This window comes from Kitasatospora sp. NA04385 (genome assembly GCF_013364235.1).
In the GTDB taxonomy this organism is placed as follows: domain Bacteria; phylum Actinomycetota; class Actinomycetes; order Streptomycetales; family Streptomycetaceae; genus Kitasatospora.
In genome coordinates, this window is sequence record NZ_CP054919.1 from 6,125,771 (window position 1) to 6,148,223 (window position 22,453).

Below are 22,453 nucleotides of genomic sequence, written 5' to 3' on the forward strand. Positions count from 1 at the left end.
GCTGACGGGCTGTTCGTCAGCGCAAGGAGCGCACCATGACGGCGTACAGCGGGGCGTCCTCGAAGGGCCGGTGCTCGCCAACCTTGGTGTACTTCCACTGCTCGTACATGGCCTGGACGCGGGGGTGCGTCACATCGACGTAGAGCACGGCCAGCGCCTCCGGGCGGTCCGCCAGGAGGGCTTCGTGAGTCTGCTCCGCGATCCCCTGCTTCCGCCAGGCGGGGCGCACCATGACCTCGGAGACGGCGAACGTGGAGGTCTCGGCCGGTTCTGGCAGGAGATGCTGACGCCACCACTCGCGGCCTGGTTCCAGCGGAGCGCCGTAGGAGAAGCCGACGGCCTCGGTTCCGTCGTACGCCATCACGCAGGTGTAGCCGGGCCGGTTCGTCCAGTGCTGGGCGAACCAGCCGAACCGCTGGACGAAGGGGTCGTCGGCCTGGTCCTTGTAGGCGTCGCTGTGGACGTCGAGGAGGGTCTGCCGGTGATCTTCGGGCAGGTCTCCGGCTTGGAAGCGGCGGAGGGCTATCGTCACTGCGTGTCTCCCTGGGCGCGTACGCGGTCGGTCCACTCTTGCGTAACTGCGGCGTCGGGCGCCAGGGTGATCAGCCCTCGGTGGAAGTCGCCGAGGAGGCTGCGCAGCCGCGGGGGCAGCGGGTCGGTCCCCATCAAGGTGTAGACCTGGGATGCGGTCTTGCACGCCTGGTCGAGGTCGTTCTGTCCGAGTTGGGCGAGGGCGAGCCGGGCTGTGGCCAGGCTGCGGTTGCGGCGGAACTGGGGCGGGATGCCCGCGATGGCGCGGTGCGAGGATCGTTCGGACCCAGGGCTGTCGCCGAGCTGCTGGTGCACGACGGCGCTCAGCGCCTCAAGTTCGGCCGATCCGTAGAAGGTGGTCCATCCAGGTCGGGGGCGCTCATCGGCCCGGTGCAGGGATTCGTTGGCGTAGCCGAGGGACCGGAGCGCCGCCTGCCGGTCGCCTGCGGCGGAGAGCGCGATGGCGGTTCGGGCGTGACCGAGGGAAGCCAGGAACGGATCACGGCGGGTTGCCTGGGTGGCTTGCGCCGCCTGTGCCGCGACCAGCGAGCCGGAGGGGGAGTTGCGGTGGTAGCCGATCATCGCGAGGAGGTTGTAGGCGCGAAACATCGTGGCGTGATCGCGGCCGAGGCCCGCCAGGCGCAGGGTGCGGTCGAGAAGTTGTTCGGCTCGGTCGAACTGCCGGGAGTCGATGGACGAGAACGCTGCGGTCGCCGTGTACTCGGCCGCCAGTCCGTACAGGCGCTTCTGCACGGACTCGCCGACAGCGTTCCGCTGAAGTTCGAGGGCTTGTTCCGCGCCGGCCAGCGACGCTGATTCGAGAGAGCCGTGTCCGCCGCGGTGGTCGTCCAGGGCGGTCAGCGTGTCGAGGCTGGCGCGGAGCCGGTCGACATCGGAGTGGCCGACGGTGCGTGAGGGCGTAGACGCCGCGAGCGGAAGCGTGGCGGATGCGACGAGGAAGTTGCGGCGGTGCACGGGTTCCTCCGGTGGTGCATGGCACGCGACTGCGCCAGGGGGCGGGATGAAGCCAAGTTGCTCGGGTGTGCGGCCCAGCGCACGGAAGAGGGCGACTTGGATTCTGCCTTGAGGCCACTGGGTCTTGCCGGACAGCCAGTTGGCGATGGTCCTGACCGACACGGTGCCAGGGCATCCCATTTTGGCGAGTTCTTTGTTGACCAGGCTGGCGAGGCCGGGCCGGTTGAGGCCTCGTTCCTTCATGAGGTCACGTAGATCGGTGTTGTCCCCCATGCGCTCAAAGTAGCGCGGCGGACACACCCTGCACATGGATGATGGCAAAGGGAGAGTCAAAATTTCCCTCTCGGCGGCACAGGCGAGCCGCTGCTTTTCACTCCCCTCAAGGCTGGAACGGGCGTTGACTGGGCGTCAGACAGCGGCAGCCCCGCTCCTGCAAACCGTCTGCCAGTGGCCGAAGGTCGAAGGTGCGGCACGCCTGTTCCGTCGCCTCAAGGAGAGTCCCCATGCTCGCCGACAGACCTCAGGGCACCACGCAGAGCGAGAGCCGCCCGTTCGGACCGGTGGACAGCCGCCACCGTTTCTCAGAACGGGAGTTCGTTTCTGAGTTCGAGTCAGTCGGAGTCGTCCGCCGATGGGCAAGGCAGGTCCTCACGGACTGCGGCTGGGAACCCGACAGCGAGGCGGTGAGCGACTTCTTGGTGGTCCTGGCCGAGCTCGTCACCAACGCCGTGGTGCACGCGCAGGTCCCCGGCCGCAGCGTCCTGGTGCGCTTGAGACAGGTCGGGGACGGTTGCCGGGTCGAGGTGGTGGACGGTCGACCGGACCTGATGCCGCAGACGGACCTCTTGCCGCGTGAAGAAAGCGGCCGGGGCCTGCTGCTGGTGCGGGACCTGGCGGCGGCCATGGGCGTAGAGAGATCGGGAGAGGACAAGATCGTGTGGGCCAAGGTCCATCACCAAGGTCAGTTGAGGACGGCGGCATGACGGTACGACGGCCAGGTGCGGTGAAGCGCGCCTTACTCCGCGTTCTGCGGCTTCGCTGGCCGAGTGCACCCGCGCCGGTCGCGCCGGCGTTCTCCGGTACCAGGTTGCTGCCGCGCTGGGCGACGCCCCCGGTTGATCCCAGCGGCACGGCCTTCGTGGAGGCGGAGCGGGTGGGTAGGGCGTACTGGTGCGAGGTGACCGCGCTGGTGCACGGTGCTGGGCGCCGGATGGTGCTCGCCACGTTCGAGGCGTCCTCCCCGCGGGTGGCCATGCTGTGGATCGTGACGAGGCTGCGCGAGATGGCGGAGCAGTTCGACCCGCAGGACGCGCACTGGGCCCGGCAGGTCTTCTCGATCGCCGAGGAGCACGAGGCGGCGATGGCCGCCATGGTGTTCGGCGAGGACTTTGCGCTGACGCTGCTCGTTGACCAGGTGGTGTACGTGTTCTCGGCCGGGGCGAGCACCGGTCTCGAAGCCCGGCTTCCCGGGCGGTCCGGCCGTCTGGTTGCTGCGCGCTGACGTTTCGTCACAGGACCCGGCTCATGCTGACGCCGGTGTTGGACAAGGGGGTCGGGCGCGGGTGCGCCTGCTCCCGGCACGGTGCCGCTCGCGGGCGGCTGATCACGAGGAGAGTCATGCCTACTTTGTCGGAGATCGTCGGCCCGGGCGCGCACAGGGCCGATGCGTTGCGCCTGGAGATGGTCGTCGCCCTGCGGAAGTTGGGGACGGTGCGTTCGGACGCCGTGGCGAAGGCGGTGCTGACGGTCCCGCGGCACGTGTTCGCCCCGGAGTCGTCGTTGGCGGAGGTGTACGAGCCCGAACGGGCGCTGGTGACCAAGCGGAACGAGCACGGCCTCGCGGTCAGCTCGGTGTCGGCGGCGCGCATCCAGGCGCAGATGCTGGAGCAGGCGGACGTGCGGCCGGGGATGCGGGTGCTGGAGGTCGGGTCGGGCGGCTACAACGCGGCGTTGCTGGCCGAACTCGTGGGCCCGGAGGGCGAGGTGGTGACGGTCGACATCGACCCGTTCGTGACCGAGCGCGCGCAGAAGTACCTCGCGGAGGCCGGGTACGGGCGGGTGCGGGTGGTGCTGGCGGACGGCTCCGAGCAGGTGGAGGGCGGTCCGTTCGACCGGATCGTCGTCACCGTCGGGGCGTGGGACCTGCCGCCGGCGTGGACCGGCGCCCTGGTCGAGGGCGGCACGATCACCGTGCCGCTGCGGATGCGCGGGCTGACCCGCTCGATCACCTTCCGGCGGGAGGGCGAGCGGCTGGTGAGCGTGTCCGCCGAGGTGTGCGGCTTCGTCAAGATCCAGGGCGCGGACGCGCACGACGAGTTCCTGGTGCTGCCGCGCGGCACGAAGGAGATCGGGCTGCGCTTCGACGAGCTGGAGCGCCCGGACACCAGCCGTCTGGGCGGCGCGCTGGAGACGCCCCGCGCGGAGTGGTGGACCCGGGTGACGGTCGGCAACCGGGAGCCCTTCGACTCCCTGTACCTGTGGCTGGCGTCCTCGCTGCCCGGCTTCGGGCTGATGTCCGTGGACCCGGAGCTGGACACCAAGATGGTCGCCCCGGCGAACCGGATGGCGTGCCCGGTGATCGTGGAGGGCGGCAGCCTCGCCTACCTCGCGCTGCGCAAGATCACCGACGAACCGACGACGTTCGAGTTCGGCGCGCACGGCTTCGGCCCCGAGGGCGGACCTCTGGCCGCCCTGATCAACACCGAGGTGCGGACGTGGGATCGCGAGCACCGCGGCGGCGACGGCCCCGTCTTCACCGCGTACCCGGCGGGCACGCCCGACGACCGGCTCCCGGACGGGCTGGTCATCGACAAGACCCACGTCCGGCTCACGATCTCCTGGCCGTAGTCCGCGGCCAGGTCCTGCACCACCGACTCCAAGGAGGAAGCACCATGACCCAGTCCCTCACCGGCACCGTCGCCGCGGGCGACTTCGACCTCGACGTGACCATCGTGGAGGGCGCCGACCCGGTGGCCGCGCTGCTGCGCTCGACCGACGACGGCTGCGGCAGCACCTGTGAAGGCAGCGCCTGCGCCTCGGGCGGCGGCAACGTCTGACCGCACTCCTCTCCCCGCGTGACCTGGGCCCGGCGTGCGGCCGTCAAGCCGCCGCACGCCGGGCCCCGGCGTTTCCGAAACCTCCTGAAATCTCCCGGAATCGAGGCGAATACCCGTGTACGAAGCCGTGGGACCGGCCCTGCTGCGGGCCGCCGCCCGTCCGGCCGGAGCCGGGCCGTCCTGGTGGCCCGACCTGGCCGACACCGGCACACACGCCACCGCGAACTGGCGGGCCTGGCTCCAGCACGTCTGGTCGGACGAGGTGTTCGCGGCGGCCGTCGAGGTCGCCGCCGGCCCGCAGCTGGCCGCCCGAGTACGCGAGGTCGTCTTCAACTTCGACCACGCACCCCGGCGGCGGCTGCGCCGCCTGACCGCCTCGGTGATGCAGTACGCGCTGCGCCAGCAGCGGCCCACGCCCTTCGGGCTGTTCGCCGGGGTGACCGCGGTGCCCTTCGGCGAGGCCGCCGCCGCGCCCCGCTGGGGTGCATCCCGGGCGGTAGCGCGCCCGGATGCGCGCTGGCTGGCCTCGGTGGTGCGGGAGCTGGAGGAGGCTGTCGGGGACCTGCTGCCGGTGACGGCCAACCAGCTGCGGGTGCGGCGCGGGGACCGCATCCTGCTGCCGGTGACGTGCAACCCGCAGGACGGGGAACCGGCGGAGCTGTCCGTCCGCGCCACCGACCCGGTGCTGGCCGTACTGGAGGCCGCCGACGGCCCGCTGTCGGTGACGCTCGGCGAACTCGCCGACCGCTTCCCGGCCGCCCCGGCGGACAAGGTCCGCGCCATGCTCGGCGAACTGGTGCGCCAAGGCTTCCTGATCAGCATCCTGCGGCTGCCGACCACCGCGACCGACCCGCTCGGCCACCTGCTCGCCGTCGCCCGCACCACCGGCCTCGACCAGGTTCCCGCCGCCGCCGCGCCCCTGGACGAACTGCGATCCGTCCGGGAGCAGTCGGCCCGGCACAACGAGTCCGCCGACCCGGTCGAGCAGCGGACGCTGCGCACGCGGCTGGCCCGGCAGCAGGCCGGGCGCTCGGGCGAGGTGCCGTCGCTGATGGTGGACCTGCACCTGGACGCAGGGCCCGCGGTGCTGCCGCGGCGGGTGGCGTCGCTGATGGCCGGCGCGGCCGAGGTGCTGACCCGGCTGTCGCCGTTCCCGGACGGCCATCCGGCGTGGGTGGACTACCACGGCAGGTTCCTGGAGCGGTTCGGGCCCGGCGCGGTGGTGCCGGTGGTCGAGCTGGTGAACCCGGACACCGGGATGGGCTTCCCCGCCCGCTACCGGCACTCGGTCCTGCCCGACGTGCCGCCGAGGGTCCGTCGGCGCGACGCCCAGCTGATGGCGCTGGCGCAGAAGGCCGCCGTCGAGTGCCTGGACGAGGTCGACCTTGACGGCCCGCTGCTGGAGCGCCTCGCCCCGAGCCCGGTGCCCGAGGGGGTGGTGCAGCCGCACGCCGAGCTGACGGTGCGGCTGTCGGCAGACGGGGCCGTGCCGTTCACCCCGGTCGTGCAGGCGGTACCGCGCGGGGCGGGCACGACCGCGGGCCGGTTCCTGTACCTGCTGGAGACCGAGCGCCGGCGCGAGCTGGAGGCGGCGATCGCCGCCGCGCCGCCGCTGCGGGCGGGCGCGCTGGTGGTGCAGGTCTCCGCGCCGCCGCTGTACGCCCGAGCGGAGAACGTCTCCCGGGCCCCGGCGCTGCTGCCCCTGCTGACGCTGGGGGAGTACCCGCAGATCGGATCGGTGCTGCGGCTGGAGGAGTTGGGGGTGTGCGCGGACGAGCGGCGGATGTGGCTGGTGCGGCTCGCCGACCGGCGCCCGGTGGAGGTGCGGGTCCTCAACGCGGTGGACTTCCGGGCGAACACCGACCCGCTGGTGCGGTTCCTGTGCGAGATCACCGGCGCCCACACGCCGTGGCTGACCGCGTTCAACTGGGGCGCGGCCGGGCGGCTGCCCTACCTGCCGCGGGTGCGCTACGGGGAGGTGGTGCTGTCGGCGGCGCGCTGGCACCTGCCCGCCGCCGACCTGCCCGGCAAGGACGCCGAGTGGGAGCAGTGGCGGGCGGCGGCGGGCGAGTGGATCGCCCGGTACAACGTCCCGGCGGCGGTGTACCTGTCGCAGAGCGACCTGCGGCTGCCGCTGGACCTGAGGTTGCCGGAGCACCTGGTGATGCTGCGCGAACACCTGCTGCGGGAGCCGACCGCGATCCTGATCGAGGCCCCCAGGGCGGACGACAACCGGTGGTGCGGCCGGGCCCACGAGATCACCGTGCAGCTGCACTCCACCCGCGCCCCGCTGCCCGCCGCGCACCCGCGGCCCGGGCGGCCGGCCACCGTCCGGTCCGGGCACCTGCCCGGCGCGTCCGGGTGGCTGTCGGCCCGCCTGTTCGGCAACCCGCGCCGCGCCGACGAACTCCTGTCCCGCGTAGAAGGGTTGGCCGCTGACTGGGTGGTCCCGCCGCAGTGGTGGTTCCTGCGGCACACCGACCCCGAACCGCACCTGCGCCTGCGCGTCCCCGTCTCCGCCGTCGCCGCGTGGTCGCTGGCCGCCGAGCGGATCGGCCGGTGGGCGGAGCAGATGCGGGAGGAGGGCCTGTTGACACGGATGGAGATCGACACGTACCTGCCGGAGGCCGGCCGGTACGGGCGCGGGGCGGCGCTGCGGGCGGCAGAGGCGTTCTTCGCCGCCGACTCCCGGGCGGTGCTGGCCCAACTCGCCTACCAGCGCGCCACCTCCACCGACCCGGCCACCGTGACGGCGGCGAGCATGCTCGACCTCGCCACCGCGCTGCTCGGCGAGCAGGCCGGACACGCCTGGCTGCTGGAGCGGGTGCCGCGGCACAGCGGCATCGCACTACCGCGCTCTGCGCCTCGGTTGGTCGCCGAATTCGCGGACCGGCCAGAGCGGTTGGCGCTCACCGAGGAGGGCCGCGCCCTCGCCCTGGTGTGGGAGGTGCGGGCCAAGAAGCTGGTCGACTACCGCAGGGCGCTCGGCCGGGACGGGGAGCTGGAGACCGCCGACGTCCTCGGCTCGCTGCTGCACCTGCACCACGCCCGCGCCGTCGGCCTCGATGCGGCCAGCGAGCGGATCTGCCACCGCCTGGCCCGCGCCGCCGCTCTCACCCTCACCGCCCGTGCTCAGGAAGGACAGCCGGCATGACCGCTGAACTGCTCGCACCGCCCACCCAAGCATCCGCCCAGTGGGGCCAGTCCCTGGCCAAGGGGGGCCTGGCCACCGCGCTGCTGCACATCGAGCGCGCCGCCACCGGCAGGGGCGACTGGGACACCGCGCACGAGTGGATCACCGCGTGCGTGAGCCAGCCCGTGAACTCCTTCGCCGGGGCCTCCGTGTTCTACGGCGCGCCCGCCGTCGCCCACGTCCTTCACCTGGCCACGATGCACGGCCCGCGCGCCTACCACCAGCCGCGCATGCTGCTGGACGCCGCGGTGGAGCACGTGGTGGAGCAGCGCCTGGCCGCCGCCCACCGCCGCATCGATGCCGGGCAGCGCCCCGCCTTCCACGAGTTCGACCTGCTGGGCGGGCTGACCGGTCTCGGCGCGCACCTGCGGGTCCGCGGCCGCCAGGAGCTGCTGCGCGAGGTGCTGGCCTACCTGGTGCGGCTGACCGAGCCGGTGCAGGGGCGCTCCGGCTGGTGGACGCACCTCGCACCGAGCGGTGAGCAGGACGAGCGGTACCCGGGCGGGCACGGCAACTTCGGCATCGCGCACGGCATCCCCGGCCCGCTCGCCCTGCTGGCCCTCGCCCACCTCGACGGCACCCGCGTGCCCGGCCACCTGGAGGCGATCGAGCGGATTCTCGACTGGCTGGACGCCTGGCAGCAGAACGGCGCCGCCCGCGCCTGGTGGCCCGAGGCGATCACCGCCGCAGAGGCCGACCAGGGCCGCGCCCGGCAGTCGAAGCCGCTGCGCCCGTCCTGGTGCTACGGCACCCCCGGTGTCGCCACCGCCCTGCACCACGCCGCCCGCGCCACCGGCGACCCCGCGCGCGCCCGCACCGCCGAAGCCGCCTTCCTCGACGCCCTCGAAGACCCCGACCAGGTGCACAGCCTCACCGACGAGACGGTCTGCCACGGCACGGCCGGGGTCCGCCTGGCCGCCCGGCGCTTTGCCGAACGCACCGACCACACCACCGCGGTGCGCATCCTCGCCGCCGCCAGCACCCTGCCCGCCCCGGTCCCCGCCGCGACCGGACAGGGCCTGCTCGAAGGCACCGCCGGTATCTCCCTCGCCCGCTGCTCCCTGGCCGCCGAGACGCCCGGCACCGGCTGGGACGCCCTGCTGCTGCTCGTCTGACCCGAACCGAAGAAGGAGAACTCTGGTGCTCGCCACCGGCGACCGCGCCTGGACGCAGGTCCACCTGCACCTGGCCACCGACACCCCCGAGGAGCACGCCGTCCGGCTCCTCGGCCCCGCCCTGATATCCCTGGAGGACCAGGGGCTGATCGACTGCTGGCACTTCCTGCGCAAGGGCGACCGCTGGCGGCTGCGCTACCGCGAGAGCGCCTCCGGCATCCTGGGGGCCGCCACCACCGCGTTCGCGGTCAACGAGGCCCTGGACATGTGCCGCGAAGCGGGCATGATCAGCGACTGGACCCCGGCCCTCTACGAGCCGGAGACCTACGCCTTCGGCGGGGCCGCCGCGCTGCCCGCCGCCCACCGCCTCTTCCACCAGGACAGCCGCCACGCCCTCATCTACCTCGCCGCCGTCCACCGCGGCGAACTGCCCGACCAGCGTGCCGAGCTGTGGCTGCTGCTCGGCACGGCCGCGATGCGCGGGGCCGGACTCGACTGGTACGAGATCGGCGACACCTGGGCGCAGGTCGCCGAGAACCGGCCCCGGCTGTCCGTCCCGGATCGGCGCCTGGTCGACGCCGCGCGCACCCTGCTCCGGGCCGACACCGCCCCCGGCTCCGCGCTCCTGGAGGGCCGCCTCGCCCACGCCGCAGGCTGGTTCGGCGCGTTCGCCGTCCACGGCCTGACCCTGCGGGCGCTGGCCGACGAGGGGCAGCTGTGGCGGGGGCAGCGTGCCGTCCTCGCCCACCACCAGCTGTTCACCGCCAACCGCCTCGGCCTGCCCCACCAGCAGCAGGCCGCCCTCGCCTCGGCCGCCGCCGGCGCTGTCCTGGACCTCGTCGACGCCGACGAGGCGGTACTGCGGTGACCACCCAACGCACTGCCCAGCCCACCGGCCCGCTCGGCGACGCCCTCGCCCGCCTCCCGCTCGTCCCCCGCAGGCACGCCCTCGCCACCCCGCTGGAGCAGCGGGTCCAAAGGCTCACCGACCTAGCCCGGCAAGCCGCCGACACCGAGAACCCGACCACCGCCACCAGCGTCCACAACCTCGCCGCGCTCCTCGCCTCCGACCGCGGCTTACCCGGCCTGGCTCGCGTGCTGTGCCTCAACCACGCCGGCTTCTACCTCGCCCACCGGCCGCTGACCGCCGACCTGGCCCGCCTGGCCCTCGAACCCCTCGTCAACCTCGCCCACCTCGAACTCCGGGCGGGCAACGGCATGCCGGCACTCGCCATCCTGGACGAGCTGACGCGCGCGGTCGCCGACAACGACGACGCCACCCTCGGCGGCCTGGTCGTCCCGCTCGCCGGCCTCACTGCCAGCAGCGTCGACCGCGGCAACGTCCACGAGTGGCTGAGCGACATCCGGGTCTTCGGCGGAGCCCGCGCCCTGGTCCGTGCCGGGCGCTGGTCCGACGCCCGCCTGCACCTCCAGCAGTCCACCGCCCCCGGCGACCGCCTCTTCGAGGCCCGCCAAGTCGCCGCTGTCGCCATGGCCATCGAAGGCCGCACCGCCCTCGCCCGCACCCTGGCCTGCAACACCCCCGCTGAGGAACCGTGGGAGCACGCCATCGCCGCCGCCCTGACCGCCGCGTGCACGCTGCTCGACGGTGCCCCGGCCGCCGAGCAGACCGAGACCCTGCTCCACGCCCACTCCGCCGTCGCCCCGCAGGACGGCAGTGCGGTGTTCGACACCCGGCTCGCCCTGACCGTCGCCGACCTCGCCACCGCCGCAGGCCAACTCCCCGACGCCGCCCGCGTCTACCTCACCGCAGTCGGCCGGACGATCGCCGCACCCGAGGGCTACAGCGCCCGCGACCTCGCCCGCCACCCCCTCGCCGACGGCCTCCCTCCCCAACAGCGCCGCCAACTGGCAGCCATCGCCGCCGACTCCGGCGTCGGCGGCCCGGCCACCCTCACCACCGACCACGACGACCGGATCACCGCCGCCCTCGCCCTGGCCGCCGCCGTCATCAGGAGTGCGGGGACGGGCCGGTGAACCGCGCTGCCGACGCCGACCGAGTCGAACGGCTGGCGCTGTTCGGCGCGCTGCTGTCCGCCTTCGGCGAGATCCACCCGGCCTGTGACCAGTGGGCCCAGGACTCGACCACGGCGTGGTGCAAGCGGCTGAGCGGCAAGCACCTCGTCTACCGGGACGGCGTGCGCGTTGGCGACGAGAGCGACGACCGCGGCGGCGAGCCGACGATGACGGCCGACGCCCGGGCCCGCCGCGCGGTCGCCGTGCACGTCGCCACCTACACCGCGATCCAGAGCGGTGCGGCCCTCGCCCTCACCCGGGCGTTCGGCTACCGCGTCCCGGCCTCCGCGCTCCTGGCCGGCGCGGCCATCAACGCCGTCACCCACGCGGCCATCGACCGCGGCCCGCTGCTCCTGTGGCTCGCGGACAGGACCCGCCTACGTGGCTACATCGAGCACTGCCAAGCCGTACGCCTCGACGCCGACGGTGAGGCACACGCCGAGGTTAACGGGCCCGGAACCGCCTGGTTCGAACTCGACGCCGCCCTGCACCGGGCCGTCGGCGTCACCGCCGCGGCCGTCACGACCTGGCTCGCCACCCGCCGGACGTACCGCAGGTGAACCACCGCCTCCCGCAGGTCACCGTCTGGAGCATGCAGAGGTGGTGGGAGGCCGTAGACGCCGAGGTCGAAATCATCCGCCACTGCCCCGCCCGGTGCCGCCCCGCCCCGGGCGGGGCGGTACCCGCTATCCACCCGAAGGAACTTCCCCTCATGTCCGCCACCGGCACCAGCACAGCCGCACCGGCCCGCAGCACCCACCAGCACCCCGCCCGGGCCGCTCGGACCGCTCTGCACCACGCCGCCGCGCTCGCCGGACTCGACCCGGCAGGCGCCCAACTCCTCCATCAGGGAAGGAACTTCGTCTTCCGCCTGCGTGGTGGAGTGATCGCCAAGGTTCACCACCGCCGCCGGTACGCCGATGTGCAGCGAGACGCCCGGGCGGCTCAAGCCCTGCTCGCCGCGGGCATACCCACCGCCGCCCCCTTCGGCGACGGCCGCCCCATCACCGCTGGCGGCCTGGTGGTCAGCTTCACCGAGGACCTGGGCACCACGGAGCCCACCTGGGGCCAGCTCGCCGAGGCCGCCGCCTGCCTGCACCACATCCCGCCCCTGGCCGGCCTCGGCCTCCCGCTCATCGACAAGATCACCAGCGCGGCCCGCCGCATCACCCTGCTCCCGTCGAGCGTGATCTCCGAAACCGAACGCGCTCGCCTTCTCGCCCTCCTCACCCGCACCGCCGACGCCTACACCAGCATCACCTGGCCCGCCCCGCGCACCGTCCACGGCGACCTCAACCCCGGCAACGGCGCCCTCCTCGCCAGCGGCGGCACCGCGCTCCTCGACCTGGAAACCCTCTCGATCGGGCACCCCGGCTTCGACCAGGCCGCAGCCGCCTTCGCTCGCGATGCCTTCGGCCTCGACCCGTCCGTCCACGAGGACTGGGTGGACAACTACGGGTACGACATCACCACCGCCGCCGGCGGACTCCCGTACCGGACGATCTCGATGCTCCTCGGCATCAGCGCCTACCTCTTCTACGCGGAGCTGGGCACACAGGGCAGACCCGAGGTCCTGCCCCAGGCCCGCCACCGCCTCGACACCCTCCTCGCCAACAGGCAGTTCCCGTGGGACTGGGCTCCTGCCAATCCCGTTCGGGCAGCAGCGGCAGCCGGTACCGCAGGCTGACAGCTGCTGTGGGTTCCCGGAGAGCTGCCAGTACCGGCCGAAGCTGGTAGCGACACAAGCCCAGCTGCCGCCTACCGTCCTCCCCGCCGCCAAGCCGCGCGAGGAGGACACGGTGGAGCTGATCGTCACGGCCGAGGAGGTCGCCCGCCGCCTCGGCCTGTCCGTCCCGCTGACCGACGAGGTTCGGCAGCGCGTCGAGACCGCGGTTGAGGACGCGCAGGAGACCCTCGTCGCGCACCTCGGCAGGCCGCTCCTGCCTGTCCAGTACACCGAGAGCGGCATCCGGGCCGGTACCAGCGGATGGAACCTCAGCCACGCCCCCGTCATCACGGTCATCTCCGCCGTGCCCGACGCGACCTCGCTGCCCACCCCCTCGTTCGGGACGCCGACCTACACCGTCACCTACATCGCGGGGATCGACGCCAGCACCGACCCGGAGACCGCGCCGCTGCGCCTGTGGGTCCGGGCGACGGCCTGCCACCACCCGCTGCTCGCCGACGCGCCGCTCCGGCAGCGCCGCATCGCCTCCGCCTCGGTGGAGGGCCAGTCGGTCACCTACGACACCGCGGTCGAGCCGCCGGTGCTCCTCGCCCCGCCTGACCTGACGACCACGGACCGATGGCGGCTGCGCGGCCGCCGGGTCTACCAGGACCCGGTCCGGCCGAACCCGCCCGGCCTGACCGTCCCGGGCGGGCCGTGATGGGCGTGCTGCTGGCCGACCGTCAGCTCGGCGTGCGCACCCGGGGCGCTCCCGGCCTCGATGCCCACGGAGCGGAGGTGACCGGGCCGCCCGGCCCGCTGCGGGGCCCGTGGCCCGGCCGCGCCCTGCCCCAGCCGGACGGCACCTGGCACCTGGCGCTCGACCCGCAGGCCGGCACCCTGCTGGTCGGGGACCTGGTGGTGGAGCCGGCCAGCGGCAAGGAGTGGACGGTCACCGCCGCCGACGACCTGGTGCACGCCGCCGACCCGGCCCTGGCCTACGTCCGGGTGACCGCCCGATCCCGCCAGGCTGGTGGAACCCGAGCAGAAGGACACCCCTGATGGCCCGCCTTGAGCTGCCCGCCGACATCGCTGAACGGCTCGCCCCGCTGCTGCGCCGCCACACCGAACGCCTCGCCGAGGAAGTCGCGGAGGAAGCCCGCAGGCGCGCGCCCGCGGCGAAGACCTGGCACACCCAGGAGGACGGCAACGCCCGGCCCAGCCACCAGGCCGCCGACGGGCAGACCGTGCCCGCCCCGCTGCCGTTCTCTGTCGGCAACACGACGCTCGACCGGCCCCGCGACCCGGACGGCCCGGTCGAGGAGACCGCCGGGTGCCGCTGCACCGTCACCGAGGACCCGGAAGCCGTCGCCGCCGCCATCACGGCGGGCAAGGCCGCCACCTCCGGCACGCGCGTACGCGCCACCGTCACCTGCGACTACCCGCGGGCCGCCGAGGCCGAGTACGCACACGGCGACGGCAGCCACTTCATGGGCGCCGCCGCCTCCGAGGTCGCCAACCGGCACCGGTGAACCCGCCGCCCCCGCCACCGGGGCGGCCGGACCGCTCTCCGGCGGGACGGTAGCCGCCACGCCTGCTTTCCTTCGCCCGGTCACCCCAACCGCTCGAAGGAGTCGACATGGCCGCCGCACCCGGCACCGTCCGCATCACCCTCGCCCACCACTTCGACCGGGACGGCGCGCAGCTGCTGCCCGGCGACGAGATCGACGTGCCGACCCACGAGGCCCGCAAGCTCATCACCGCCGGGTACGTCGCCGGGGTGGACCCCAACGACCCGGAAGCCGTGGCGAAGGCCCTCGCCCCGGCCATCGAGCGCAAGCCGTCGATGGCCAAGCCGCCGGCGAACAAGGCGGCGGGCCCGGCGAGTGAGTGACCTGGCCTCCCTGGACCCGGAGGAGCTGGCCGTCACCTGGCTCTCCGGCCACGCCGAGCTGACCGGGGCCCTCGGCGGCCCCGGCCGGGTCGGCGCCCGCAACACCCCGCCCTACCCGCGCATCCGCATCACCCAGGTACCGGGCGGCTCCGCCCCCGGGTGGCGCTGGACCGCCACCTTCCACCTCCAAGTCGAAGCGCTCGGGGACCTGGACCGCTCCACGCCCCGGCCGGAGCTGCGGAAGGCATTCACGGTGGCCGTGAAGGCGCTGCACGAACTGGCCGGGCAGCAGGCCGTGCCGGGGCGGCCGGTGGTGACCGCGGTGCGGGCGCTGTCGGCCGGCGGGTGGCTGCCGGAGCCGACCGGCCAGGGCCGCTACCTGGTCATCGTGGCCGTCACCGCGCATCCCCCGACCCGGTGACCGGCCGGGTTGTGCGAGTTCTGCGACAGCCCCACGCGCGCCGCCCGGGGCGACGCTACTGACCTGCCCGGCCTACGGTCCGGTCCGTCGTTGACGGCCCGCATCAAGGAGGACCGGCCGTGCCCGCAGAGAGCATGTTCGTCGCGCAGATGGCCCGTCTGTACCTGGCGGTGCCGGGTACGGTCGCGCCGGCGGACCCGTTGGTGGCGCTGCCCACCGGGTGGAAGGAGGCCGGGCTGTTCAAGCCCGGCTCGCTGGAGTGGAACACCGACCCGAAGTTCGAGAAGCTCCGCTCGCACCAGCTGCGGTACGCGGCGCGCACCATCCAGACCGAGGACGCGGCGACGGTCAAGGTGGAGCTGCAGGAGTGGAACGCCAACAACATCTGCGCGGTCTACGGCGGCGGCGAGGTCACCACGGTCACCCAGGACTCGAAGACCTTCTACCGGTACACCCCGCCGAAGGTCGGCGGGCGCAAGCAGTTCGCCGCGGTGGTGGAGCTGATCGACGGCTCCAAGCACTACCGCCGGATCGTGCCGTTGTGCGAGCAGGTCGCGGCGGTGAACCAGAAGTTCCCGGACGACGCCGAGTCCACGCTGCCCCTGGAACTCGCCATCATCGGCGGCGAGTCCACCGACCCGTGGTACGACCTGACCGACGACCCTGGCTTCGCCCCGGCGGCGTGAAACCCTTCCTGACCAGCACAGTTGAGGCTGTGCCCATAGGTCTGAGGTCCGCATAGTGTGGATCACGCCGGTCGGCCCCCGCCGCCCCCTTCCCCGGGGCCGACCGCACCCGCGATGCCCCGTCCGATCCCCTCCGGACGGGGCATCGCTGCATTCGCGCGGGGATGGCCGTGCGGCGCAGTCGGCTGGGGCGCCCCCCGGGTAGCACTTGTGGGTAATACCTTAAGAGTCACACTTTGCTGTCGTACCTTACGGTGCTACTCTTGGCCTCATGGCGAAGGTATCGGTCTCCATCCCGGACGAGCTCCTCGAGCGGGCGCAGGCCCTCCACCAGCAGGACAACGTGAGCCAGCTCGTACAGAAGGGGCTGGCCCTCCTCGCTCCCGAGAAGAAGCAGCCCTACCGCCCGGAGTGGGCGAAGGCCGGCCTTGCCGAGGTGGCCGACCGCCTCCGGGCCGCAGCCCGGGAAGACTACGAAGAGGGATACCGCGCGGGCTTCGAGCTCGCCAAGGTCGCCCCCTGGGATTGGCTGGTCTGGCTCGCCTCGTGGAGGTTTGACCTCAAGCGGGTCCTGAGCATCCACCGGAAAGCTCGGTACGACAACGATTACTCCGCGTTCCAAGAGATTGCGGCAGCTCAGCGGTCGGCACCCGGCTGGTCCGGCGATTGGTATCAGAGCCTCGCTGAGGCGTTCCCCGCTGAGTTCGCTGAGCCGGGGTCGGAGGACTGCCTCGAACGCAGCGGCCAGTTTCTGGCCGGTGCCATGCAGGCGCTCCGGGATGTCTGGGATTACGCCAACCAGCCCATCGGCCAATGAAGTTCGTGCCGCAAAGTCCCTGCTAGCACTTCGCGGCTGAGATCCCCGCCCACCCCTCGCAGTGCTTCCTACGGCGAACAGCGAGGGGCGGCGGTTGCAGTACCCATCTGAATCGAGTCCGAAAGGCACCTAGTGGGCATTATCGCGCGTCGCTCCCAGGAGAGCCACGCCCTTCCCTCAGAGTCCATCCTCCGCGGCCGGATCATCCGGGCCATCCGTGACCGGGCCGCAACCGATGGACTTCCCGCGGTCCTTCTCGGCGTCCTCGTGTATGGGACCGTCCACGGCTTGTCGGCGGGGCAGGTCATGTTGCTGACCGCCGAGGTCTCCCTGTTCGTGATCGCCGAGCGCTGGTGGAGGGCCCGGCGCGCCTGACCGCCGTGCCCAGCACCACCACCTAACCCGTAGAAGGGGCCGCCGGTACGCCGACGGCCCCTTCCGCGTTGGTGGGTGGCGGCCCCCCACCCGCATCGTGCTGCCCCTGCACTCGGTGCTGGGCGCGACGCTAACCGGCGTTGACTCCTACGGTCTGCGGCGTTCCGTTGCCGACAGACCGAGGAGCCGACATGGCCGGGATCGACCTGGACGCCGCGCGCCGCCGCCGGCTGGCCGCCGCTGCCGAGAAGGCCCAGGCGGCGAAGGCCGAGTACACCGTCGGCGAGGAGCCGGTCATCTTCGGCGGCGTCACCGTGGCGGTGCTCCCGGCCGAACTGCCGCTCGCGGTGTGGGAGCCGCTGATCGGCATCCCGTACCTGCCGCTGTTGCTGCGCTCGCTGGTGGAGGCCGCGCAGTCGCAGGGCGAGCAGCAGACCCAGGCCGCGGGCCTGATCGTGGACGTGCTCGGCTCCGAGCCGACCCTGCCGTCCGACCTGCTCACCGCGGCCGCCGATATGGGCCGCCGCCTGCTCGGCGAGGACGGCTTCACCCGGCTGATGGAACAGCGCCCCAGCCACACGGACGTCTTCGAGCTGGTGCGCGCCCTGTCGGCGAAGTACTTCTCGGGCGGTGCCGGCCTGGGGGAACTCATGGGGCCGTCCGGCTCGCCTTCGAGCGGTGGGACGACCTCGAAGCCGACTTCCAGCGGTACTACCGGATCGACGCCCGCGGTGCCTGGCGGCGTCCCGGTGACGCTGGATTCCTCGGCACCCGCCGCCTCCTGACGCTGATGCGGGGGTTGCCCGCCGACGCGCTGCTGCGCCGCCCGGCCGCCGACGCCGGCACCGACCGGTGGGGGCTGACAGAGGAGCTGCTGGCGCAGCTGGTCGAGATGGTGTCGGTGTTCGCCGCCGACCGCCGTCTGCTCAAGCCGGTCGAGCTGCCGCGCCCCGCCCACCTGAAGGCCGCCGCCCGCGAGCGCGGCGGCGACGCGCAGGGCATGGCCCGCGCGGTCGGCGTGCTGCGCCGCAGCGGGAGGGCGGTCCGCCGTGGCTGACGAGATCGACTCCGGCCGCCTCGTTGTCGAGGTCGTCGCCGACTCGGGCGGCTTCGGGACGGACGCGAAGGCCCGCGTCGATGCGGCCACCCGCAACCTGCGGGCCCGCATCCGCTTGGAGCCGGACGCCGCCGGGCTGCGCGAGCGCGTCGAAGCCGCCGCGGGCTCCGTCCGGGCCCGCATCAAGGTCGCGGTCGAGGCCGACACCTCCGGCCTGCGCCAGCGGGTCCAGACCGCCGTCAACGCGGTCAAGGCCCGTGTGCAGGTCGCCGCCGACTTCGACGCCGACGGACTCAACGCCAAGATCCGGGAGGAGACCCGAGGCGTTGCGTACCTGCGGTTCCTGGCGCTGCTGGACGCCGATGGCGTCAAGGAGCGAGTCCGGGCGATCGCCGAGTCCGCTTCCGCCCGCGTCCGCCTCGGCGTCGATGTCGATGTGGCGAGCTTGCGTGCCCAGGTCCGGGACGCCCTTGTCGGCCTGCGGGTCAAGGTCAAGGTCGAGCTGGACACGGCCGCCGCGACCACCCGGCTGGTCGCGTTCCGTACGGCCGCGTCCCGGCCGGTGGACGTCCCCCTCAACGCCCGCGGCTCCGCTGCCGGGGCGGCGGGGGAGGCCGGCGGCGGGCTGCTGCAGGCGGCGGAGGGCCTGGGCTCCACGATCGCCGGGCTGGCCCGGCTGCCCGCGATGGCCTCCGGCGCCCTGGCGCTCGGACAGGCCCTCACCCAGGTCGCCGGTGGGCTGTTCGCCCTCGGGTCGGCAGCCGCGCCCGCGGTCGGGCTGATCGGCGCGCTGCCGGGCGCGATGAGCGCCGCCGCCCAGGGCGCGGGCACGATCCTGGCGGCGTTCTCCGGGATCGGTGCCGCCGTCAAGGCCCTCGGCCAGGCGGACACCGAATCCGCCGGGGTGTCGTCGGCCGCCGGGCAGGCCCGGCAGGCCGCCGCCGACCGGGTGGCAGACGCCCAGCGCCGCCTTGTCACCGCGCAGCGCGACAGCGACGAGCAGGCGCTGCGCGGGGCCGAGCAGGTCGCGCAGGCCCGCCGCCGCCTGGCCGACGTCGAGCAGCAGGCCGCCGCGTCGGTCGCCGCCGCCGACCGGCAACTGGCGTCGGCCGAACTCGGGGTTGCCCGCGCGCACCAGGCCGCCGCGCAGGCGCAGGAAGCGCTCAACGGTGCCCGGCAGGACGCCCAGCGCACCCTGGAGGACCTGAACCGGGACGCGGCCCGGGGGCCGCTGGAGGAGCAGAAGGCGCTGCTGGCGCTGGAGCAGGCCCGCTCCCGGCTCAACCAGGTCAACGTCAGCCCGTTCTCTTCGGAGACGGACCGGCGGGAAGCGCAGATCTCCTACCAGGAGGCGGTCAACCAGCTCGAAGACGTCCGGGTCCGCAACGCCCGGCTCGCCCAGGACGTCCAGAAGGCCAACGAGCAGGGCGTCGAGGGCAGCGACCAGGTCGTCTCCGCGAAGGAGCAACTGGCCCGCGCGCAGGAGTCCGAGCAGGACGCGGTGCGCGGCGTCCAGGACGCCGAGGAGCAGGCCGCCCGCGCCCGGGTCCAGGCGGTGCGCGACGTCCAGGACGCGCACACCGAGCTGGACCGCACGGTCCGCGAAGCTGGCCTCCAGCAGAAACGTTCCGCCGAGCAAGTAGCCGACGCGCAGCGGGACATTGCCCGCGCGCTGCGAGACCAGAACCAGGCGCTCGCCTCCACCAGCAGCGCCGCCAGCGCCGCCGAGAAGGCCCTCAACGCGCTCTCCCCGGCCGGGCAGCGCTTCGCCCGGTTCATCTCCGGCACGGTGCAGCCCGCGCTGCGTGGGCTGCGGGACACCGCGCAGGAGGCGCTGCTGCCCCCGCTGGAGAAGGGGATCAACCGGGGCCTGTCCCTGCTGCCGATCTTCGACTCGGCGATCCGGCAGACCGGGCAGGTCCTCGGCGAGGCCGCGCTGCGGGGCGCCGAGATGGCGACCTCCGGTCCGTGGCGCGCGGACCTGGCGCAGATCGGCGAGACGAACGCCCGGGTCGTCGGCTCGGTCGCCAACGCCGGGCTGAGCGCGGCCGACGCGCTGCGCAACGTCACGGTGGCGGCCGGGCCCCTGCTGGAGCGGCTGGCCGGCGGCGCGGAGCGCGGCATGGCGCTGGCCGCCGCGTTCATCCAGGCGCGGCGCGACGGTGGGCAGCTCGGCGCGTTCTTTCAGCGGGCGGGTGACACCGGCGCGCAGCTGTGGGGAGTCCTGCGGGACATCGGCCTCGGCCTGTACAACGTCGGGCGGGCCGCAGCCCCGGCCGGGCAGCAGCTCCTCGACTCGCTGTCCGGCGCGGCCAGCGCCTTCCGGCAGCTGACCGGCGAGAGCGAGACCCAGTCCAAGCTCGCCGGGTACTTCGCCAACACCGTCCCGGTCCTCCAGGAGATCGGACGGCTCGCGGCTGCGGCCGGCCTCGCCTGGTTCAACTTCACCAACAACCCGGCGCTCGCCCCGCTGCTCGCCCGGCTGCGGACCGAGTTCCTGCCCGTCGTCGTCCAGCTTGCCGGGGCGCTCGGCAACGGCCAGCTGTGGGGGCAGCTCCTCGGGCTGCTGACCTCGATCGCCGGGATCGCCTCCCAGCTCGGCGGCCTGGGCAACACCCTGTCCGGGTTCCTGCTGGTTCTCCAGGCCGTCGCCTCGACCGTGCAACTGCTGCTGTCGATCCCCGGCATGGGCGAGTTTGTCTCCGCGCTGCTGATGGTCGCCGGTGTGGCCGGCGGGATCATGGCCGTCTCGAACGCGATCAGCGCGCTGCGCGTGGCCATGCTCGCCCTGTCGGCGAACCCGGTGATGCTGATCATCACGGCGATCGCCGCGCTGGTCGTCGCGTTCGTGACGGCGTACCAGAAGTCGGAGTGGTTCCGCTCCGTCGTCAACGCCGCGATCGGCGGGCTGGTCGACGGGGCGAAGTTCGCCCTCAACGGCCTGGTCGACTTCATCAAGTGGCTGTGGCCGATCCTGACTTCGGTGTTCGGTGCGCCCATCAAGTTCTGGGTCAACATCGTCTACGACGGCGGCATCCGCAGGTTGTGGAACGCCCTCGCCGACTCCTTCGGCCTGAGCAAGCTGCCGAGCTTCACCGTCAACTTCGCCCGAGGCGGCGTCGTGCCCGGCTACGCCCCGGGCCGCGACACCGTCCCCGCGATGCTCTCCCCGGGGGAGGGCATCCTCATCCCGCAGGCCGTGCGGCAGCTCGGCGGCGAAGGCGGCATCAGCGCCCTGAACGACGCCGCCCGCGCCGGACGCCTGTCCCAGGCCGGCGCGCCCGTCGAGGGCTTCGGCCTCGGCGGCCTGGTCGACGCCGGTCTCGACAAGCTGCGCGGCTGGGCCACCAGCGCCCTCGGCAAGGCCCTCGCCCCCGTCCGGTCGATGTTCAACTGGATGCCCGACACCCGGTGGGCCGCCATGATGCGCGGCATGGTCAACCGGGCCGTCGACGGGGTGCTCGCCTTCGTCCGCGGCTACTCCACCGGCGGCGTCGTGCCCGGCTACGCGCCCGGCCAGGACAGCGCCCTGGCGCGCCTGTCGCCCGGCGAAGGCGTCCTGACCCCGCAGGCCGTGCGCGGCCTCGGCGGCAGCCCGGCCGTCGCCGCCCTCAACGCCGCCCGCGGGCAACTCGCCGACGCCGGAGCGGGCCAGCGCATCGGCACCGTCATCTCGCCCGGCGCGATCGTGCAGTACATCACCAACCCGCTGCCCGAGACACCGGGGGAGACCGTCAACAACCGGCTGCGGGCCCTCGCCAGCTTCGGCCTGTTCGACAAGGAGAGCGCCTGATGGCCTTCGAACGCTGGCTGGTGGACGGCTACGACCTCACCGACGGCCTGGTCCGCGATGTCGAGTACCGGGCCGGGCTGACCGCCACCCCGGCGGTCGTCGGCGCGAACGCCACCGTCCCCAACCGCATCGGCGAGCTGTGGCGGCCCAAGCACCACGGCCCCGGGAAGTTCACCCTCGCCCTGTGGCTGGCGCCCGCCGGCGGGCGCTGGCAGGACGTTGAAGCCGCGTGGGAGGACCTGCTGCGCGCCGTCGCCCGTCCGCACCGGCTGCTCACCTTCGAGCGGCACACCGCGGCCGGGCAGGTCCGCCGCTGCCAGGGCGAAGTGCTCTCCGCGCTCACCCCCACCCCGCTCGGCCAGGACGGCATGCGCATCAGCCTGGAGGTCAACGTGCCCTCCGGCTACTGGGAGTCCGCCGATGTGGCGTTCGAGGCCACCGCCCCCGGCGTGCCGCTCCCGCAGGACCTCGACCTGGAGCCGTTCGCGGACGCCACTGCCCCGATGGAGCAGCTTGCCTACCGCATCACCGGGCCGATCACCGCCCCGACCGTCACCGACACCACCGACGGGACCGGCGACTCCTTCACCTACACCGGGCAGATCCCCGCCGGGCAGGCCCTGACCGTGGACGCCGCCACCTGGCAGCTGACAGGCAGCGGCGGCCTCGTCCCCGACCCCGGCCGCCTGACCAACACCGGCCCCGCTTTCCTACGTCTGACCCCCGGCCTGCCCGGCACCGCCCCGAGCGTCCGCCTGACCGGCACCAACCCGGGCCCCACCACCCAGCTCGCCGTCACCGGCCGCCGCGCCTACCTGACCTGACCCGGAAGAAGAC

At 73.4% G+C, this 22,453-nt stretch carries 23 protein-coding genes; 21 read left to right on the top strand and 2 right to left on the bottom strand.

Annotated features, from left to right (window positions below; genetic code table 11):
* Positions 1-16: 16 nt before the first annotated feature.
* Both HUT16_RS27230 and HUT16_RS27235 read right to left on the bottom strand, forming a co-directional pair.
* Positions 17-532: an N-acetyltransferase gene (locus HUT16_RS27230; RefSeq protein WP_176190687.1), complete on the bottom strand. Its 516-nt coding sequence runs from the start codon at positions 530-532 to the stop codon at positions 17-19.
* A complete protein-coding gene (locus HUT16_RS27235) occupies positions 529-1,779 on the bottom strand; it encodes a helix-turn-helix transcriptional regulator (protein ID WP_176190688.1) in 1,251 nt (416 codons plus the stop codon). Before HUT16_RS27235 ends, HUT16_RS27230 begins: the two co-directional genes overlap by 4 nt.
* 230 nt (positions 1,780-2,009) lie before the next feature.
* On the opposite strand from HUT16_RS27235, the gene HUT16_RS27240 reads away from it, so the two are divergent.
* The 21 genes from HUT16_RS27240 to HUT16_RS27340 all read left to right on the top strand — a co-directional run bounded on the left by HUT16_RS27240 (position 2,010) and on the right by HUT16_RS27340 (position 22,440).
* A complete protein-coding gene (locus HUT16_RS27240) occupies positions 2,010-2,489 on the top strand; it encodes an ATP-binding protein (protein ID WP_176190689.1) in 480 nt (159 codons plus the stop codon).
* A gap of 170 nt (positions 2,490-2,659) precedes the next feature.
* Positions 2,660-3,007 (top strand): hypothetical protein, encoded by a 348-nt coding sequence (locus tag HUT16_RS27245; protein WP_176190690.1) that lies wholly within the window; start codon positions 2,660-2,662, stop codon positions 3,005-3,007.
* A 116-nt stretch (positions 3,008-3,123) separates the two neighbouring features.
* Positions 3,124-4,353, top strand: a complete 1,230-nt coding sequence (fxlM, locus tag HUT16_RS27250; RefSeq protein ID WP_176190691.1) for a methyltransferase, FxLD system — start codon at positions 3,124-3,126, stop codon at positions 4,351-4,353.
* Positions 4,354-4,397: 44 nt separating this feature from the next.
* On the top strand, positions 4,398-4,562 hold the full coding sequence (locus tag HUT16_RS27255) for an FxLD family lanthipeptide (RefSeq protein WP_176190692.1): 165 nt from the start codon (positions 4,398-4,400) through the stop codon (positions 4,560-4,562).
* A 115-nt stretch (positions 4,563-4,677) separates the two neighbouring features.
* Positions 4,678-7,716 carry a lantibiotic dehydratase gene (locus HUT16_RS27260; protein ID WP_176190693.1) on the top strand — a complete coding sequence of 1,013 codons (3,039 nt, stop codon included), beginning with the start codon at positions 4,678-4,680 and terminating at the stop codon, positions 7,714-7,716.
* The gene (locus HUT16_RS27265; protein ID WP_176190694.1) at positions 7,713-8,870 is read left to right on the top strand and encodes a lanthionine synthetase C family protein; all 1,158 of its coding nucleotides are present in this window, start codon (positions 7,713-7,715) and stop codon (positions 8,868-8,870) included. Before HUT16_RS27260 ends, HUT16_RS27265 begins: the two co-directional genes overlap by 4 nt.
* A gap of 25 nt (positions 8,871-8,895) precedes the next feature.
* Positions 8,896-9,738, top strand: a complete 843-nt coding sequence (locus tag HUT16_RS27270) for a thiopeptide-type bacteriocin biosynthesis protein (RefSeq protein ID WP_176190695.1) — start codon at positions 8,896-8,898, stop codon at positions 9,736-9,738.
* On the top strand, positions 9,735-10,868 hold the full coding sequence (locus HUT16_RS27275; RefSeq protein WP_176190696.1) for a hypothetical protein: 1,134 nt from the start codon (positions 9,735-9,737) through the stop codon (positions 10,866-10,868). The genes HUT16_RS27270 and HUT16_RS27275 overlap by 4 nt, the downstream gene beginning before the upstream one ends.
* Positions 10,865-11,467, top strand: coding sequence for a hypothetical protein (locus tag HUT16_RS27280; RefSeq protein WP_176190697.1), 603 nt, complete (start codon positions 10,865-10,867; stop codon positions 11,465-11,467). Before HUT16_RS27275 ends, HUT16_RS27280 begins: the two co-directional genes overlap by 4 nt.
* 152 nt (positions 11,468-11,619) lie before the next feature.
* Positions 11,620-12,594, top strand: coding sequence for a phosphotransferase (locus HUT16_RS27285; RefSeq protein ID WP_176190698.1), 975 nt, complete (start codon positions 11,620-11,622; stop codon positions 12,592-12,594).
* A 112-nt stretch (positions 12,595-12,706) separates the two neighbouring features.
* Entirely contained in the window at positions 12,707-13,294 is a 588-nt protein-coding gene (locus HUT16_RS27290; protein ID WP_176190699.1) for a hypothetical protein, read from the top strand.
* Entirely contained in the window at positions 13,294-13,635 is a 342-nt protein-coding gene (locus HUT16_RS27295; protein WP_176190700.1) for a hypothetical protein, read from the top strand. The genes HUT16_RS27290 and HUT16_RS27295 overlap by 1 nt, the downstream gene beginning before the upstream one ends.
* Positions 13,635-14,105, top strand: a complete 471-nt coding sequence (locus tag HUT16_RS27300; protein WP_176190701.1) for a hypothetical protein — start codon at positions 13,635-13,637, stop codon at positions 14,103-14,105. The genes HUT16_RS27295 and HUT16_RS27300 overlap by 1 nt, the downstream gene beginning before the upstream one ends.
* Positions 14,106-14,212: 107 nt before the next feature.
* A complete protein-coding gene (locus tag HUT16_RS27305) occupies positions 14,213-14,467 on the top strand; it encodes a hypothetical protein (RefSeq protein ID WP_176190702.1) in 255 nt (84 codons plus the stop codon).
* Positions 14,460-14,888, top strand: a complete 429-nt coding sequence (locus HUT16_RS27310; protein ID WP_176190703.1) for a hypothetical protein — start codon at positions 14,460-14,462, stop codon at positions 14,886-14,888. The genes HUT16_RS27305 and HUT16_RS27310 overlap by 8 nt, the downstream gene beginning before the upstream one ends.
* 119 nt (positions 14,889-15,007) lie before the next feature.
* On the top strand, positions 15,008-15,574 hold the full coding sequence (locus HUT16_RS27315; protein WP_176190704.1) for a hypothetical protein: 567 nt from the start codon (positions 15,008-15,010) through the stop codon (positions 15,572-15,574).
* A gap of 271 nt (positions 15,575-15,845) precedes the next feature.
* Positions 15,846-16,391, top strand: a complete 546-nt coding sequence (locus tag HUT16_RS27320; protein WP_176190705.1) for a type II toxin-antitoxin system CcdA family antitoxin — start codon at positions 15,846-15,848, stop codon at positions 16,389-16,391.
* A 566-nt stretch (positions 16,392-16,957) separates the two neighbouring features.
* Positions 16,958-17,551 (top strand): hypothetical protein, encoded by a 594-nt coding sequence (locus HUT16_RS27325; protein WP_176190706.1) that lies wholly within the window; start codon positions 16,958-16,960, stop codon positions 17,549-17,551.
* A 5-nt stretch (positions 17,552-17,556) separates the two neighbouring features.
* Complete coding sequence (locus HUT16_RS27330) at positions 17,557-17,823, top strand: hypothetical protein (protein ID WP_176190707.1); 267 nt, start codon at positions 17,557-17,559, stop codon at positions 17,821-17,823.
* The gene (locus HUT16_RS27335; RefSeq protein WP_176190708.1) at positions 17,816-21,616 is read left to right on the top strand and encodes a hypothetical protein; all 3,801 of its coding nucleotides are present in this window, start codon (positions 17,816-17,818) and stop codon (positions 21,614-21,616) included. The genes HUT16_RS27330 and HUT16_RS27335 overlap by 8 nt, the downstream gene beginning before the upstream one ends.
* Entirely contained in the window at positions 21,616-22,440 is an 825-nt protein-coding gene (locus HUT16_RS27340; RefSeq protein ID WP_176190709.1) for a hypothetical protein, read from the top strand. Before HUT16_RS27335 ends, HUT16_RS27340 begins: the two co-directional genes overlap by 1 nt.
* The last annotated feature ends 13 nt before the right edge of the window (positions 22,441-22,453 follow it).

Coding starts and splice junctions, on each gene's coding strand:
- HUT16_RS27300 (WP_176190701.1), top strand. CDS start 13,635: ATGGCCCGCCTTGAGCTGCCCGCCGACATCGCTGAACGGCTCGCCCCG.
- HUT16_RS27340 (WP_176190709.1), top strand. CDS start 21,616: ATGGCCTTCGAACGCTGGCTGGTGGACGGCTACGACCTCACCGACGGC.
- HUT16_RS27320 (WP_176190705.1), top strand. CDS start 15,846: ATGGCGAAGGTATCGGTCTCCATCCCGGACGAGCTCCTCGAGCGGGCG.
- HUT16_RS27285 (WP_176190698.1), top strand. CDS start 11,620: ATGTCCGCCACCGGCACCAGCACAGCCGCACCGGCCCGCAGCACCCAC.
- HUT16_RS27305 (WP_176190702.1), top strand. CDS start 14,213: ATGGCCGCCGCACCCGGCACCGTCCGCATCACCCTCGCCCACCACTTC.
- HUT16_RS27325 (WP_176190706.1), top strand. CDS start 16,958: ATGGCCGGGATCGACCTGGACGCCGCGCGCCGCCGCCGGCTGGCCGCC.
- HUT16_RS27235 (WP_176190688.1), bottom strand. CDS start 1,779: ATGGGGGACAACACCGATCTACGTGACCTCATGAAGGAACGAGGCCTC.
- HUT16_RS27240 (WP_176190689.1), top strand. CDS start 2,010: ATGCTCGCCGACAGACCTCAGGGCACCACGCAGAGCGAGAGCCGCCCG.
- HUT16_RS27265 (WP_176190694.1), top strand. CDS start 7,713: ATGACCGCTGAACTGCTCGCACCGCCCACCCAAGCATCCGCCCAGTGG.
- HUT16_RS27330 (WP_176190707.1), top strand. CDS start 17,557: ATGCGGGGGTTGCCCGCCGACGCGCTGCTGCGCCGCCCGGCCGCCGAC.
- HUT16_RS27295 (WP_176190700.1), top strand. CDS start 13,294: ATGGGCGTGCTGCTGGCCGACCGTCAGCTCGGCGTGCGCACCCGGGGC.
- fxlM (WP_176190691.1), top strand. CDS start 3,124: ATGCCTACTTTGTCGGAGATCGTCGGCCCGGGCGCGCACAGGGCCGAT.
- HUT16_RS27255 (WP_176190692.1), top strand. CDS start 4,398: ATGACCCAGTCCCTCACCGGCACCGTCGCCGCGGGCGACTTCGACCTC.